10 protein-coding genes are annotated in these 14,764 nt (G+C 68.9%); 3 read left to right on the top strand and 7 right to left on the bottom strand.

What is annotated here, in order from left to right; all coding sequences use genetic code 11:
• Positions 1–5: 5 nt before the first annotated feature.
• Positions 6–3,140, top strand: a complete 3,135-nt coding sequence (locus BN984_RS16870) for an FAD-binding and (Fe-S)-binding domain-containing protein (protein WP_049968804.1) — start codon at positions 6–8, stop codon at positions 3,138–3,140.
• An 81-nt stretch (positions 3,141–3,221) separates the two neighbouring features.
• On the opposite strand, the gene gdhB is transcribed toward BN984_RS16870, so the two are convergent.
• Together gdhB and BN984_RS16860 are read right to left on the bottom strand one after the other, a co-directional pair.
• Positions 3,222–4,526, bottom strand: a complete 1,305-nt coding sequence (gene gdhB, locus BN984_RS16865) for a glutamate dehydrogenase GdhB (RefSeq protein WP_049968803.1) — start codon at positions 4,524–4,526, stop codon at positions 3,222–3,224.
• A 29-nt stretch (positions 4,527–4,555) separates the two neighbouring features.
• Entirely contained in the window at positions 4,556–5,734 is a 1,179-nt protein-coding gene (locus BN984_RS16860) for a M24 family metallopeptidase (protein WP_049968802.1), read from the bottom strand.
• 345 nt (positions 5,735–6,079) lie between these two features.
• On the opposite strand from BN984_RS16860, the gene BN984_RS16855 reads away from it, so the two are divergent.
• Positions 6,080–7,102, top strand: a complete 1,023-nt coding sequence (locus tag BN984_RS16855; RefSeq protein ID WP_008097253.1) for an LLM class flavin-dependent oxidoreductase — start codon at positions 6,080–6,082, stop codon at positions 7,100–7,102.
• Positions 7,103–7,168: 66 nt separating this feature from the next.
• Entirely contained in the window at positions 7,169–7,525 is a 357-nt protein-coding gene (locus BN984_RS16850) for a hypothetical protein (protein WP_008097251.1), read from the top strand.
• Positions 7,526–7,558: 33 nt separating this feature from the next.
• Here BN984_RS16850 and BN984_RS16845 read toward each other — a convergent pair whose 3' ends face one another.
• The 5 genes from BN984_RS16845 to BN984_RS16825 form a co-directional block, all read right to left on the bottom strand.
• On the bottom strand, positions 7,559–9,457 hold the full coding sequence (locus tag BN984_RS16845) for a hypothetical protein (RefSeq protein WP_049968801.1): 1,899 nt from the start codon (positions 9,455–9,457) through the stop codon (positions 7,559–7,561).
• A gap of 7 nt (positions 9,458–9,464) precedes the next feature.
• Positions 9,465–10,301, bottom strand: coding sequence for a signal peptidase I (locus BN984_RS16840; protein ID WP_049968800.1), 837 nt, complete (start codon positions 10,299–10,301; stop codon positions 9,465–9,467).
• A 3-nt stretch (positions 10,302–10,304) separates the two neighbouring features.
• A complete protein-coding gene (locus tag BN984_RS16835) occupies positions 10,305–11,774 on the bottom strand; it encodes a TasA family protein (RefSeq protein ID WP_049968799.1) in 1,470 nt (489 codons plus the stop codon).
• Positions 11,775–11,878: 104 nt separating this feature from the next.
• Entirely contained in the window at positions 11,879–12,502 is a 624-nt protein-coding gene (locus tag BN984_RS16830) for a TasA family protein (RefSeq protein ID WP_049968840.1), read from the bottom strand.
• 200 nt (positions 12,503–12,702) lie between these two features.
• Complete coding sequence (locus BN984_RS16825) at positions 12,703–14,688, bottom strand: helix-turn-helix domain-containing protein (protein ID WP_049968798.1); 1,986 nt, start codon at positions 14,686–14,688, stop codon at positions 12,703–12,705.
• Between the last annotated feature and the right edge of the window lie 76 nt (positions 14,689–14,764).

The raw sequence follows: 14,764 nt of genomic DNA, 5'->3' as shown, positions 1-14,764 counted from the left end.
TCCCGATGGCGACGCAGGAACGTCCGGACGACTCCAGCGACGGCCAGCGGACCGACCCGTCAGCCGACCCCGGCGACGACCCGCGCGCCGACTACGACTACGTCGGCGGCGACACCGACCGCGAGGCGCTCGTCCGCGACCTCGAACGCCTCGTCGACGGCGACGTGCGGTTCGACGAGTACACCCGACAACTGTACGCGACCGACGCCTCGGCGTACGAGGTGCTCCCCGTCGGCGTCGTCATGCCGACCTCGACCGCCGACGTGGCGGCCGTCGTAGAGTACTGCGCCGACCGCGAGATTCCCGTCCTCCCCCGCGGCGGCGGCACGAGCCTCGCCGGACAGGCCGTCAACGAGGCGGTCGTCCTTGACCTCTCGCGGCACATGGACGGGGTCCAGTCGGTGGACTCCGAGGCGGCGACGGCGACCGCGCAGGCCGGGGTTACGCTCGCGGACCTCAATAACTCCGCGGCCGACCATGGTCTCACGTTCGGCCCGGACCCCGCCGCGGGCGACCGGAGCGTCCTCGGGGGCGCTATCGGCAACAACTCCACCGGCGCGCACTCCCTGAAGTACGGCAAGACCGACTACTACGTCGAGGAGTGCGAGGTCGTCCTCGCCGACGGGAGCGTCCACCGCTTCGACGAGATGCGCGTGGACGAACTCCGGGAGAAGGCCGACCCCGAGAGCGACGCGTGGGGTTCCGACGGGCCGCAGAGTCCGCTTCTCCCCCGAATCTACGCCGAGGTCGTCCGCGTGCTCGACGAGGAACGAGCGGAGATAGACGCCCGCTACCCGGACCTCAAGCGCAACGTCTCGGGCTACAACCTCGACGCGCTGGTCGAGGAGGCCCGCGGGGAGCGCCCGCTGGCCGACGGGACCGGAACCGACCCGGACTGCGAGTCGGGGACCGTGAACCTCGCGCGCCTGCTCGCCGGGAGCGAGGGGACCCTCGCCGTCGTGACCGAGGCGACCGTCTCGCTCGAACCGCTCCCGGAGACCAAGGCCGTCGCGCTCCTCACCTACGAGGACGTGTTCGACGCCGCCGCCGACGTGGCCCCCATCCTCGACCACGACCCGGCGGCGGTCGAACTCATCGACGACGTGCTCATCGACCTCGCGCTCGACACCGCGGAGTTCCACGACGTGGCCGCGTCGCTCCCCGACGGGACCCGCGCGGCCCTGCTGGTCGAGTTCTACGCCGACTCCGACGCTGACGGCCGGCGGAAGGTCGCCGACCTGCTGACGGCTCGCGCACCCTCGGTGACGCCGGAGGCGACGCCATCTTCGGGCGTCGGCGTCGCCGACGACGCCCGCGCGTTCGACGCGCTGGAAGCCCACGACGAGGCGGCCCGCGCGGGGCTCTGGGAGATGCGCAAGGCCGCCGCGCCCATCCTGCTCTCCCGGACGACCGACGAGAAACACATCTCCTTCATCGAGGACTGCGCCGTGCCGGCCGACGAACTGCCGGGCTACGTCGAGCGGTTCCGCGAGGTCATCGACGACCACGACGCCAACACGAGTTTCTACGCCCACGCGGGGCCGGGCGTGCTGCACGTCCGCCCACTCGTCAACACGAAGACGCTCGACGGCCTCGATTCGTTCGAGACCATCGCCGACGAGGTGACGGACTTCGTCGTCGAAGCCGGCGGGTCGGTGTCGGGCGAACACGGCGACGGCCGCGCGAGGACCCAGTGGAACCGCAAACTGTACGGCGACCGCCTCTGGAACGCCTTCCGCGACCTCAAGACCGCGTTCGACCCCGACTGGCTCCTCAACCCGGGGCAGGTCTGCGGCGACGTGTCGATGACCGAGAACCTCCGGTTCGACCCCGACTACGAGTTCGACGCCGGCTTCGACCCCGAACTCGAGTGGGACACCGAAAACGGCTTTCAGGGGATGGCGGAACTCTGCCACGGCTGCGGCGGCTGTCGGGGCGACCAGTCGACCACCGGCGGCGTGATGTGTCCGACCTACCGCGCCACGGAGGAAGAGGGGCTCTCCACCCGCGGTCGCGCGAACATGCTCCGGCAGGCCATGAGCGGCGACCTCGACGCCGACGCGACGGACACCGAGTTCATGCACGAGGTGCTGGACCTCTGTGTCGGCTGTAAGGGTTGCGCCCGTGACTGCCCCAGCGAGGTCGACATGGCGAAGCTCAAAGCCGAGGTCGAACACGCCCACCACCAGTCTCACGGCGCGAGCCTCCGAGACCACCTGTTCGCCGAGGTGGACCGACTGAACGCGTTGGGCTCGCGGCTCGCCCCGCTTTCGAACTGGGCGGCGAAGATACCGGGCGCGCGGACGGTCATAGAGAAGACCGTCGGCATCGCCAGAGAGCGGTCGCTCCCGACGTTCCACCGCGAATCGCTGGAAGACTGGTTCGAGGCGCGGGGCGGCGCTCGCGTCCCCGAGGCCGAAGCCACCGACAAGGTGCTCCTGTTCCCCGACAGCTACACCAACTACAACCACCCCGACGCGGGGAAGGCCGCGGTCCGCGTCCTCGAAGCCGCCGGCGTCCACGTCTCGATTCCGGACGACGCGACCGCCACCGGCCGCCCGGCCCACTCGAAGGGCTTCCTCGACCGGTCGCGGGCGCGCGCCGAGACGAACGTCGACGCGCTCGCGCCCCGCGTCGAAGCCGGCTGGAGCGTCGTGCTCGTCGAGCCCTCGGACGCGGTCATGTTCCAGTCGGACTACCTCGACTTGCTTTCGAGCGATGCGGCTGAGACCGTCGCCGCCGAGACCTACGGCATCATGGAGTACCTCGACGCGAAGCGCCTCGTGGAAAACATCGACGCCTCAGCGTCGGCCGAGACGCTGACGTATCACGGCCACTGTCACCAGAAGGCGACGCGCAAAGACCACCACGCGGTGGGCGTCCTCCGGCGCGCCGGCTACGACGTAGACCCGCTCGATTCGGGCTGTTGCGGCATGGCCGGGAGCTTCGGCTACGAGGCCGAACACCACTCACTGTCGAAGGCCATCGGCGGCATCCTCTCGGACCAAATCGGCGAGAGCCGCGGCGACACCGTCGTCGCGCCCGGGGCGTCTTGTCGAACCCAACTCGAAGACATGGACGGCGCGGCCGACGACCCGCCGCACCCGATAGAGAAGGTCGCCGAAGCGGTCGCTGACTGAGAAGCGCGCCGAAAAAGAAACCGGGCCGCACCGCGGCCCTTGGGTCGTCGGTCGATTGGGGTTCGCTCGACGCTCAGCCGCTCAGGGCCAGAGGCCCCGCGTCTCCTTCGCGCCGCCGATGCGGGAGAGCGCGACGACGTACGCCGCGTCGCGCCACGTCAGGTCGCGTTCGTCGACGTGTTCGCGGACCGCGTTCCACGCCTTGAGCATCTCCGCTTCCAGTTCCTCGTGGACGCGTTCGAGCGACCACTGGCGGCGGTTGATGTCCTGCAGCCACTCGAAGTACGAGACGGTGACGCCACCGGCGTTGGCGAGGATGTCGGGGACGACGGGAATCCCGCGCTCTTCGAGGACGGCGTCGGCCGCGAACGTCGTCGGCCCGTTCGCGCCCTCGACGACCATGTCCGCCGAGATGGCGTCGACGTTTTCGGTCGTGATGACGTTCCCGATGGCCGCCGGGATGAGCACGTCCACGTCGAGTTCGAGCAGTTCCTCGTTCGTGAGCGACTCGGGGGCGTCGTAGCCCGACACCATGCCGGGGCGCTCGTCGTGACCCTCGACGTCCTGCGTGTCGAGGCCGTCGGGGTCGTAGATGGCCCCGTCCACGTCGGAGACGGCGACCACCTTCGCGCCCCATTCGTCGAGGAGGCGGGCGGCGTTCGCGCCGACGGAACCGAACCCTTGGACTGCGACGGTGGTGTCTTCGATGTCCCAGTCGTAGAAGTCGATGGCTTCGCGGGTGACGATGGCGACGGAGCGACCGGGTGCCTCCTCGCGACCGTACGAGCCGCCGATGACCGGCGGCTTGCCCGTCACGACGCCGGGCGTCGTCTCGCCCTGCTGCATCGAGTAGGCGTCCATGAACCACGCCATCTCCTGCGGACCGGTTCCCATGTCGGGCGCGGGAACGTCCTTCTTCGGCCCGACGACGTTCCGAATCTCCTCGGCGAACCGTCGCGTGAGTCGCTCGCGCTCCTCGTCAGAGAGCGTCTTCGGGTCGACCGCGACGCCGCCCTTGCCGCCGCCGAACGGGAGGTCCATCACGGCGCACTTCCAGGTCATCCACATCGAGAGCCCGATGCACTCGTCGGCGGTCACTTCCGGGTGGTAGCGGAGGCCGCCCTTGTACGGCCCGCGCACGTCGTCGTGCTGCGCGCGGAAGCCAGTAAACACGTCGAGGGAGCCGTCGTCGCGGCGGAGCGGGACCGACACCTGTTGGACTCGTGTCGGGTGCTTCAGGCGCGCGACGACGCCGTCGTCAACGTCGGCGTGGCTCGCCGCGCGTTCGAGCTGTCTGCGCGCCGTCGCCAGCGCCGATTCGGGTTCTGACTCCGAGCCGCCGTCGGCGACCGCTTCGCCGTTTCGATTTTTGCCATCTTCGTTCATTCTATTAGGGCTGTGACCCGGAGTCATAATTAGGTTGTGAATAGTCGCCGGGGGAAGTCGGCCAGCGGCTCCGCCCCGTCGGACGTGACGACGAACGTCTCGCTGAGTTCGACGCCGAAGTCGTCGAACCAGAGGCCGGGGATGGTGTGGAACGTCATGTTCTCTTCGAGGACGGTCTCGTCGCCGGGGCGGAGGCTCGCCGTGTGTTCGCCCCAGTCCGGCGGGTAGCCGAGCCCCATCGAGTAGCCGATGCGGTCTTTCTTCTCGATGCCGTACTCGGCGATGGTGTCGCGCCACGCCTTCTCGACGGCCTCGCAGGTGACGCCGGGTTCGACCGCGTCGAGGGCGGCTTCCATCCCCTCGACGACGATGTCGGCCCGCCGGGACAGCTCTTCCGGGGGGTCGCCGACGAACGTCGTCCGGGCGAGCGGCGAGTGGTAGCGGTGCCGACAGCCGGAGAGTTCGATGATGACCGGGTCGCCGTCCTCGAACTCGCGGTCGGTCCACGTGAGGTGCGGCGTGCCGGTGTGGTCGCCCGAGGGCATCAGCGGGACGATAGACGGGTAGTCGCCGCCGTAGTCGTCGGTGCCCTCGATGAGCGCCGAGTAGATGGCCTCGGCGGCCTCGTACTCGGGGACGCCCTCCTCGATGACGTCGAGGCCGGCCTGCATCGCGTTCTCGGAGATGCGGGCCGCCTCGCGCATGTAGTCGAGTTCGGCGTCGGACTTCTTGATGCGCACGCGGTTCACGAGGAGCGTCGTGTCCTCGAAACTCGCCTCGGGGAGGTTCTTCTGCAGGCGCGTGTAGGACTTCGCGGTGAAGTAGTAGGCGTCCATCTCGAGGCCGACGCGCGCGTCGTCGACGCCGAGGTCCTCCAGCACGGCCGCGACGAAGTCCATCGGGTGGAGGTCGTGGGGCGACTGCACGTGGTCGTCGCTGTACGGTCGGATGCTCTCGTCGCTCAGCGTGGTCGTCGCGCGCGCGCCGTTGGCGTCCATGTCGCGGCCGACCCACACGGGTTCGTCGCGGTCCTGCGTCACCACGACGCCCTGATGGACGTAAAAGGACCAGCCGTCGTAGCCGGTGAGGTAGTTCATGTTCGCGGGGTCGCTCACGAAGAGCGCGTCCAGCCCGCGTTCGGCCATCCGCTCTTTGGTCCGGGCGATGCGTCTGTCGTACTCGGCGCTGTCGAATACGGCTCTTGGCATGGGAACCTCTATCGAACCATCGGATAGGGCCCGTAAAAATTTTTTGTGGACAATGGTCACGGATTCTGTGTACGCCGACGGCGCGGGAGACGAGAATAATGTATAGATAAAACAAGATTGGTTGTCGGCTCAAATGACCGCAGACACCATTTTCACATATATACTAATTAGGACGAGCTAGCGTATTCAATTTCATAGATAATCTAGATTATTCAAAATTTCCAGAATATTCAAACGTTCAGTAGGGTACCAGACAAGCAATATTGATGTGCCTCCGACTCACCGAGAACAGTACGCATCTGCTGGGAGCCCAATCGTTATTCCTCGCAGTCTCGGAGGCGGGGTATGGACCTCTCTATCGTCGACCTCTCCCCGGTTCCGCGAGGCGGGACCGCGACCGACGCCTACGCGAACACCGTCGAGGCCGCCGCGCAAGCCGAGCGACTGGGTTACTCGCGCTTCTGGGTCGCCGAGCACCACGGCATGGCGAGCACCCTCGCGGGAACGACGCCCGAGGTGTTGCTCGGCCACCTCGCCGCGGAGACCGACTCGATTCGGCTCGGCTCCGGCGCGGTGCTGCTCAACCACTACAGCCCGTTCAAGGTCGCAGAGCAGTTCGGCGCGCTCGACGGGCTCGCTCCCGGTCGCATCGACGCTGGGCTCGGCCGGGCGAACGGGTCGCCCGCCTCGGACCAGGCGCTCGGGACGGACCGGCACGTCGAGGACCCTGACGGCGACCACGCCGAGAAGGTCGAGGCCGTCGTCAACCACCTCTACGACGACTACCCCGACGAACACCCCTACGCCGACCTCGAAATTCCGCGAGGCAACGGCGATCCGCCAGTTCCGTGGGTGCTCGGGTCGAGTCCGTCGAGCGCGACCATCGCGGGCGAACTCGGGCTGCCCTACTGTTTCGCGGGCTTCATCAGACCGCAGTTCGCCGTCCACTCCTTCGAGGAGTACCGAGAGAGCTTCCGGGCGTCGCCACTGGCCGGCGGCATCGACGAACCCCACGGGATGGTCGCGGTGAACGCGGTCTGCGCCGAGACCGACGAGGAGGCGGCGCGGCTCCGCGCGGTGGCCGAGGCGACGTACAAGCGGATGCGTCGCGGCGAGGTCGGGACGAGACCGACTGTCGAGGAGGCGATAGACGAACTCGGCGGCGTCCCCGAACCCACGCCCGCGACGCTCGGGGCGAAAGAGTGGCCGCGAGCCATCTCCGGCAGTCCCGAGACGGTTTCGGGGCTGTTGGACCAGCTCGCCGAACGCGTCGGAGCCGACGAGATGATGATTCAGCACGTCGTCGGCGACCACGAAGACGGCCTCCGCTCGCACGAACTGCTCGCCGAGGGCGTCGGGCTCGTCTGACGCGTCAGCTTCCGCGACAGTCCGTCGGCCCGGATAATTCATATTGCGGTCCCCGAAATGGAGAGTGTGTCACGCGTACGGTATCTCCGACTCAAGGACACGCCCTTCGAGGCGCGGGAATTCTCGCTCCTCTGGCTCATCGCGCTCGCGACCTACGGCGTCGGCGACATCGTCACGACGCTCACTATCCTCTACTACGAGCGCCGGTTCGACGAGGCGAACGCCCTGCTCGTGGCGAGCACGGACGCCCTCGGCCATTGGGGGCTCGTCCTCCCGAAGCTCGCGGTCTTCTTCCTCTGTCTCGGAATCTGCGTCTACGGCGCTCGCGTGGGCGATAAGGTGCTGTACTACCTGCCGCCGGTCACGCTCTCCGTCATCGGGGCGTTCGCCACGGCGTTCAACCTCAGACTCTTCGTCGGGTGAAGGGGGGCCAGGAGAAAACGTGTCGCAACCCGCTCAGTCGGTCGCCTGTTCGAGCGTGAAGACGAACTCCACGTCGACGCTGTCGGTCTGTATCTCGTTGCCTGCCGACTCCCGAATCCGCCACTCGACGACGAGCGACAGGGATTCCCCGCCATCGAGTCGGCCGAGCGTGACGGACTCGTTCCACACGTCGGCGAAGTCGAGATACGTCGTCTCGTCGCCAAGCACGTAGGCGCTCGTCCCGTTCGCCCGCTCGACGCGAAGTCGGACGGCGAGCGCCTCGTGGAGTTCACCCTCGTCGGCTCCGCCCGTCGAATCGACCGACAGTTCAGGTCCGGAGCGGCCGTTTTCGGCGGACTCGAACGGCATCGAATCCAGCGTCAACACGCCGGGGTCGCGCCCGCGGTTGGTGAGCGTCCCCGTCGAGTTGCCCGCGGAGCCGGGCGCGACCGACTGCGTGTCGAGAAGCGAGACGCCGGCCCCGCCGGAGCCGAGTTCGAGGTCGACGCCCTCCGGGGCGCTCCCGGCGGTGTTTTCGACGGTTACGTCGAACGACGCGGTCTCCTCGGTTCGGGCGACCTCGGTCGAACCGCGGAAGAACACCGCAGTCACGGAGACGTAGCCAGTCGTGACGGCTGTCTCGCCGTCGTCGCTGGCGGCGAAGCCCGCGGTTCGGTCGCCGTCGGCGTAGGTCACGTCGGAGCCGAGCGCGTCGGCGACGTCCACGGGACTCGACCCCCGGCTGGTGACGCGTCGCTCCTCCTGCCAGCCGTCGTCCGGTGCCCACGTGTTCACCACGAGAACCACGCTGTCGACCGCGCCGGTCCACGAGAGCGACCCGGTCACGGGGCCGCTGAGCGTCCCGACCGTTCCGTCGGCGCTTCGGACCGTCGGTGGGTCGGCGGCCTCGACCGTCAGCGTCGGGTCGGGCGCGGGCGACGATGCGGCCGTGGCCGCGGTCGTCGTTTGGCTGTCGCCACCGGAGCCACCACCGCCACCACCTCCGCTGCCCGTAGAGCGCGCCGTAGTGGTCGGCTCGGGAGTGCTCGTCGGCGCGGACGTCGGCGACGGCGTTGGTGGAGCCGGTGTCGATGTCTGCGTCGGCGTCTCCGTCGACTCGGGGTCCGTCGTCGTGGCCGGCGTAGACGTCGCACTCGTGGTCGGCGTGGGCGTTGGTGTCGGCGTGTCACCGGACTGGTTCGTCTCGTCGGACGGGGCGTCCGATGTCTGCGGAGGCGGCGTCACGGTGACCTCCGGCGGCGACGGCTCGGGGTCACCGTCACCTCGGAGGTCGGAGAGCGCGTCGTTGACGCCGCTGTCGTCGAGGAAGCGGTCGATGCTTCCGGGGGCGGCCAAGCCGGTTCCGACCAGCACGATGCCGACAACCACGAAGACGATGACTAACCGGCCGAGGACTTGAGAGAGCCGCGGCGAGAGCGTGCCGAGAAGTTTCGCCGAAAAGAGCGAGGCGAGCGACAGCGGAATCGGGAGCAGGCCCGCTCGCGACGGGCGGTACTCGACCACCAGCGCCGTCTCGGTGGGGCGGTCGCCGGCTTCGACCTCGTCGCCGACGGCGACCGGACGCTCGTCGGTTCGCGGGCCGTCGTCCTCGTCGGTCGAGATGCGCTCGACGGTCGTGGAGTCGGCGGCTGTGTCGCGCACAAACGACGACGAGCGGGGGCTCCAACGGCGAACCTCTCGGACGACCCCGTGGACGGGCAGGCCCTCGCCGGGGAGACAGAGGACGCGGTCGCCGCGTTCGAGGCGCTCGAAGTCGACCTCGTCGAAGTCGTCCGTGTCAAAGTCGGTCGCGTCGCGGTCGGCTTCCGTCTCGTCGACGAGGCGGCGGCACCGGGTCGCGTCGGCGAGAATCAGTTCGGGCGACTGCTCCGGAGTCCAGTCGAGCGCGTCCGCGTCGTCCGGGCCGCTCACGAGGGAATCACCGCCCGTCCTCGGATGCGGGCGTCTCGTCGGCCGCCGTCGCCGCCGCATCGCGGTCGGCAGGGTCGGTCACCCACTCGATATCGTCGGTCGAAGCGGAGGTGTCGGAGGCGGAAGACGAGGGAGGCGATTCGACGACTGCGACGGGGTCCGAAAGGCGGACCCCCGTCCGCTCCGGGTAGAGCGTGACGCCGCCGTCCGAGGCGCTGACGTAACCGGCGTCGATACCGGCTCCGCCGTTGGGCCGGCCGTCGCTTCCAGCGCTTTCGGCGCTCCCCCCGGGGCCGTCCTCCTCGTCGCCGTCGACCTCGACGAGCGCGTCAGTGTACAGCGAGTAGAGTTCGGTCACGACGAGGAGCGCGCCGGGGAGGATGACGAACAGGACCAAGCCGAGTTTCGACTGGGCAAACTGGGAGGCGAGTCCGAGGTACGGCACGTGGAACCAGACGCTCCCGACCACGCGGTCGGCCGCGACGGGGTCCGAGTCGACGTCCTCGTTGGCGTCGCCCTTCGTCCGGAACACCAGACTGTCGCCGCTTCGGTCCACCGCGACGACCCGGTGGGTCACGCGGTCGGTCCGCTCGTCGGTGATGGCGCTGCCGGCTTCCCGGTAGGTGATGATATCTCCCTCCGAGATGTCCGTGGGCGGAACGTCGCGGACGACCACCACGTCGCCGGCGTCGAACGTCGGCGACATGCTCCCCGAGAGGACGGTGTAACTGGCCTCGGCACCGAATACCTGCGGGGCAGCGAGCACGACGACGAGGGCGACGGCGACGAGGAGGACGACGCCGCCAAGGACGCGAGCCGCCGCGGCGAGACGGGACCAGTGCATCGGTCAGTCGTCTCCGTCGTCATCGTCGTCGTCATCATCCGCTTCATCGTCATCACTGTCTCCGTCGTCATCGTCGTCGTCGTTCTCGTTGCCGTCCTCGTCTTCACCGTCGTCGTCTTCACCGTCGTCGTCATCGCTGTCCGAGCCACCGTCACCGTCGTGACCGTGGTCGTCATCGTCGCCATCTCTGTCGTCGTGATGACTGTCGTCGCCGTCATCGTCGCCCGTCTTGACGTCGACCCGAACCACGAGGTCGTCGGGGTCGATATCTTCGTCAGCATCCCACGAGAACCGGAGCGTCCCCGTGAGCGAGAACGACCCGTCAATCTCGCGGTCGATGCGGACGTGGCTCGTGCCGGTCGCGTCGACCGAGACGTCGGCGAGGGCGCTCGTTTCCCCGTCCGCGGAGAGTTCGAGGTCCGAGACCGTGACCGACGACCCGGCGGCCGAGGCGGAGACCGTGACGCCGAGCGCGACCACGTCGTCCGCGCCGACGCCCTGCGCCTTCCGCCCGTTCTTGTCCGGGTACTCGGTGCCGCCGATGGTCATCGTCACCTTGCTGCCGTCGAAGTCGACCCGGAACGACTCGGTCCGTCCCGAGGACCACGCGTGCTGCCAGTGGTCGTTCTGCTTGTGGACGCGGGTCTCGGAGCGTCCGGAGCGCTTCAGCACCGCGACTTCGTAGTTCTCCGGCTCCGAGTTACCGGGGGTGGAGCCGTCTTCGGGGTCGCCGTAGCGAGCGAGCGTCGCCCAGTCCCACCCGCCCATCGCGGCGCGGGCGTCGCCGGAACCGGACGCCGAATCGTCGTCACCGTCGTCGTCGACCTCGCAAGTGGCGTCGCCGTCGTCGTCGGCCCGCTGGTCGAGCGCGAACCGGAGGTCGACGCCCGCGACGTCCGAGGCGACCTCGTTGCCGGCGCTCGACGGGAGCCGCCACGCGATGACGAACTCGACGGACTCGCCGGGGGCGAGTTCGTAGTCGAGGTCGAACGTCTCGTCTGCGACGAACATCGAGTCGAGGGTCGCGTAGTCGGAACTGCCGCAGAGGAACGTCTTCGACCCGTCCGGGGCTTCGAGCCACGCGCGGACTTCGAGCGCCTGCGCGAGTTCGCCGTCCCCGACGCGGGGGTCGTTCTGCGACGGGGGCTCCGACTGGCCGTTCTCGTCGTCGGTGACACCGAGTACGTCGATGTCGAGAAAACCCGGGAGCGACCCGCGGTTGCGGAGCGTCACCGACGCGGTGCCGCTGTCGCCGGGCGCGAGGCCGGACTCTTCGAGGAACGTGAGTCGCTCGTCGTCGCCGTCGACCGTCAGGTCGAGCGTGCCGACGCCGAACGACGCGTCGGCGCGCTCGGTGTCGGAAAACGCCGAGTACGTGCCAACGCCCGCGGCGGCGCTCCCGGCGCTAATCGTGAAGAGGCCGCCGAGGAATCGGCGTCGAGTGAGCGTCAGCGTTGGTGTCTGTTTCGGCATCGAGTGGCGTCGGTGAGTGCGTCCGGCGGGTCGGGACGAAAGAGGTGAACTCGGTCGACTGCGACCGGGTGCGTCGTCTGCGTCGCCCGCGAACGCGAGTGTGGTTACTGGCTGTCCCGCTGGTTCAGCTCGAAGTCGAACTGGACGTCGAGGCCGTCGGCCTGGAACTCGTTGCCGGCGCTCTCCTGCATCTCCAGCGCGAAGGAGAACGTCTTGGTCTCGCCGGACGCGAGCGCGATGTCTCGGACGTTGGAGTCGTCGTCCTCGCCGGCGTTGTTGGCGACCACGTCCGCGAGGGTGGCCGACCCACCGAAGCGGTCGGCGAGCACGTCGAGGCTCCCGACTTCGAACGTCGTCACGTCGAGGACGCCCGCGAGGTCCGCCACCGAGGCGTCCGCGTCGCCGTCGTCGCCGGCCGTGGCGTCGCTGTCGTTTTCGGTCAGCGCGAGGTCGATGTCGAGGCTCCCGTCGAGCGTCCCGTCGTTTTCGAGGTCCACTTCGAAGGTGTCGGTCTCGTCGCCGGGCGCGAGGCCCGTGGCGCTGAAGCTCGCGGAACTGGCTCCGTCGGCGAGGCTCAGCGTCCCCGCCTGGAGCGTGTTCTCGGTGCTCGATTCGGTGTCGTTGAAGAGGGCGAACGTGCCCACCCCGGCTGCGGCGCTTCCCGCACCGATCGTGAGGAGTCCCCCGAGGGCGCGGCGTCGTGTGAGTTTGAATACTTTCTCTGGCATCGGTTTCTCCGTGCGGCCCACCATACACCCACCCTTCCGTGACGTTCTGGGTGGGGTGACCTTCAGAGATAGCTACTCGATTAGGCGGCAATAATCCGATACCACCACTATGCGGTATCCGGCAAAAACCGGGTGACGTGATAGCCTTCGTCAGGGGAGAGATGAGACGAGGACCGACCGGGCGTGTCGGCTCGACTGGATTACACGTCGCCGGGCTCGCCGTCGAACAGCTCGGCGAAGACCTTCCGCTGGGCCGCCCTGAGGTGTTGGGTGAACGTCGACCGCGAGACGCCGATGGCCTCGGCGACCTCGGCGGCGCTGCGGCGCTTCGGACGCTCGAAGTAGCCCGTTCGGTACGCGACTTCGAGCGACTCGCGCTGTCGGTCTGTGAGTCCGGCCAACACGCTGGCCCCGATATCGGACTCGACGGAGCGGTGGTTCCGCGCGGTCATGACGACGCTGTCGAACCCGGCTGCGAGCGCCTCGACGAACGGGCCGGCCGGTCGCCGCCGGGGGAGGTCGACGACGACCGTCGCCTCGCCGGCGGCCACGACGACGCGCTGGAGGACGCCGCCCGCGTCGGCGATGGCCGTCCCGAAAGAGGGCGCGGCCGTGTCGAACTGCGCCCTGACAACTTCGTCCTCGGCCACCACGCCCCCGGGCGTCACGCCGTCGAGACTCGCCAACGCGTCGGTCACCGCGGCCTCGGTCGCCCCGCGAACCGTCACGAAGTAGCGCTCGCTGTCGCCGCGGGGCAACACCGTGTGGACGACGAGTTCCGCGTCCCGACCGAGGGCGTCGCCGACCGCCAGAACCCCCGCGCCGCCGTCGCGGACGCTGAGTCGGACGCGGACGACCTCGTCGGCCACGAGCGCCTCCCGGCTCTCGGCGGTGCTGAGGGCGTACCCGAGCGTCTCCGCCAGTTCTTCGAACCGCCGGCGCTCGCGGTCGTCGTCGGCACCGCCGCGGTAGACGCCGAGGACGCCGTAGTCGACGCCGCCGTATCGGAGCGAGACTGCGACCGCAGTTTCGATTCCGGCCGCGGACGCGGCCTCGACCCAGCGCCGGTCGGAATCAGCGTCGGGGCTCCCGGGGTGTGACGCTTCTGCACCGACTGTGCGAACGGTTGTTCCCCCCTCGCGGAAGGCGGTCAGGCTCGGTTCGGTCGAGTCGCGCCGCGCGGCCGCGTCGGCGTCGAGCACGCCGGCGGCCCGGAGGTACGACCCGTCGCCTTCGACCGCGAGCGGGTCGAGTCCGCCGCCCGCGGTCCGCTCGCCAACCCACGCCACGGTGGTGTCGGGGTCGCTCCCGATGTACCGGCAGAACGCCTCCGCGACCTCCACCCGCGAGGACTGTCGGACGAGAATCTCGCGAATCGCCTCCTTCGTGTCGCGCTCGCGTTCGAGTCGGCGCTGGTGGTGGACCTGCGCCGTGATGTCGCGGAGGACGCCGATACTGCCGGGCAGGCCGTCGTCGACGACGTGGTCCACGTCGAGGATGCAGTGGCGAGTCTCGCCGTCGCGGGTGCGGATGCGGATGTCGAGCGACTGCGGGGCCGACAGGTCGAGCGCGTCGCGGACGCGGACCCGGTCGTCCGGGTGGACAACCGTCTCGACGATGTCGTCGGCGAGGAGCGCCGCGCGGTCGTAGCCGGTGAGCGTCGTCGCCGCATCGTTGACGAGGACGACGCCGCCGTCGCGAGCGACGAAGATGGCGTCGCGGACGCTCTCGACGAGCGTCCGGTAGCGCGCTTCGCTCTCCGCGAGCGCGCGCTCCGTCCGGTGCTTGTCGACCGCGGTTCGGACACGCGTGGCGAGCGCTGCGGCGCTGTCGTCGACGCTCGTCTTGACGATGTAGTCGTCCGCGCCGGCCGACAGCGCGCTGCTGGCGAGCCCCTCGTTTCCGGCGCCGGTAAAGAGGAGAAACGGGAGGTCCGGTCGGTCTTCGCGGACCGCCGCCAGCAGTTCGATACCCGTTCGTCCGGGCATGTAGTAGTCGCTGACGACGCACTCCACGTCGTCGGTGAGGCGGTCGAGCGCCCCGTCGACGCTGTTGGCCGCCCGAACGTCGAAGTCGGGGGCCTCCTCGTGGAGTCGCTGTACCACGAGCGTCAGCCAGTCGCGGTTGTCGTCGACGAGGAGGACCGCGACGGGGTCCGCGCTCGTCTCGTCTGTCGTCTCGGTCACGGCGGTTCGGCCGTCCGTGGCACAGCGACTGAGATAAACTGTTCGGGTGACGAACCCGAGGGAATCGGGGAACTGG

The organism is Haloferax prahovense (genome assembly GCF_000723845.1).
Taxonomy (GTDB): Archaea; Halobacteriota; Halobacteria; order Halobacteriales; family Haloferacaceae; genus Haloferax; species Haloferax prahovense.
The sequence above is the reverse complement of the archived record's forward strand: the minus strand, read 5'-3'. Positions and strand labels throughout refer to the sequence as shown.

Coding starts and splice junctions, on each gene's coding strand:
- BN984_RS16840 (WP_049968800.1), bottom strand. CDS start 10,301: ATGCACTGGTCCCGTCTCGCCGCGGCGGCTCGCGTCCTTGGCGGCGTC.
- BN984_RS16835 (WP_049968799.1), bottom strand. CDS start 11,774: ATGCCGAAACAGACACCAACGCTGACGCTCACTCGACGCCGATTCCTC.
- gdhB (WP_049968803.1), bottom strand. CDS start 4,526: ATGAACGAAGATGGCAAAAATCGAAACGGCGAAGCGGTCGCCGACGGC.
- BN984_RS16860 (WP_049968802.1), bottom strand. CDS start 5,734: ATGCCAAGAGCCGTATTCGACAGCGCCGAGTACGACAGACGCATCGCC.
- BN984_RS16855 (WP_008097253.1), top strand. CDS start 6,080: ATGGACCTCTCTATCGTCGACCTCTCCCCGGTTCCGCGAGGCGGGACC.
- BN984_RS16830 (WP_049968840.1), bottom strand. CDS start 12,502: ATGCCAGAGAAAGTATTCAAACTCACACGACGCCGCGCCCTCGGGGGA.
- BN984_RS16870 (WP_049968804.1), top strand. CDS start 6: ATGGCGACGCAGGAACGTCCGGACGACTCCAGCGACGGCCAGCGGACC.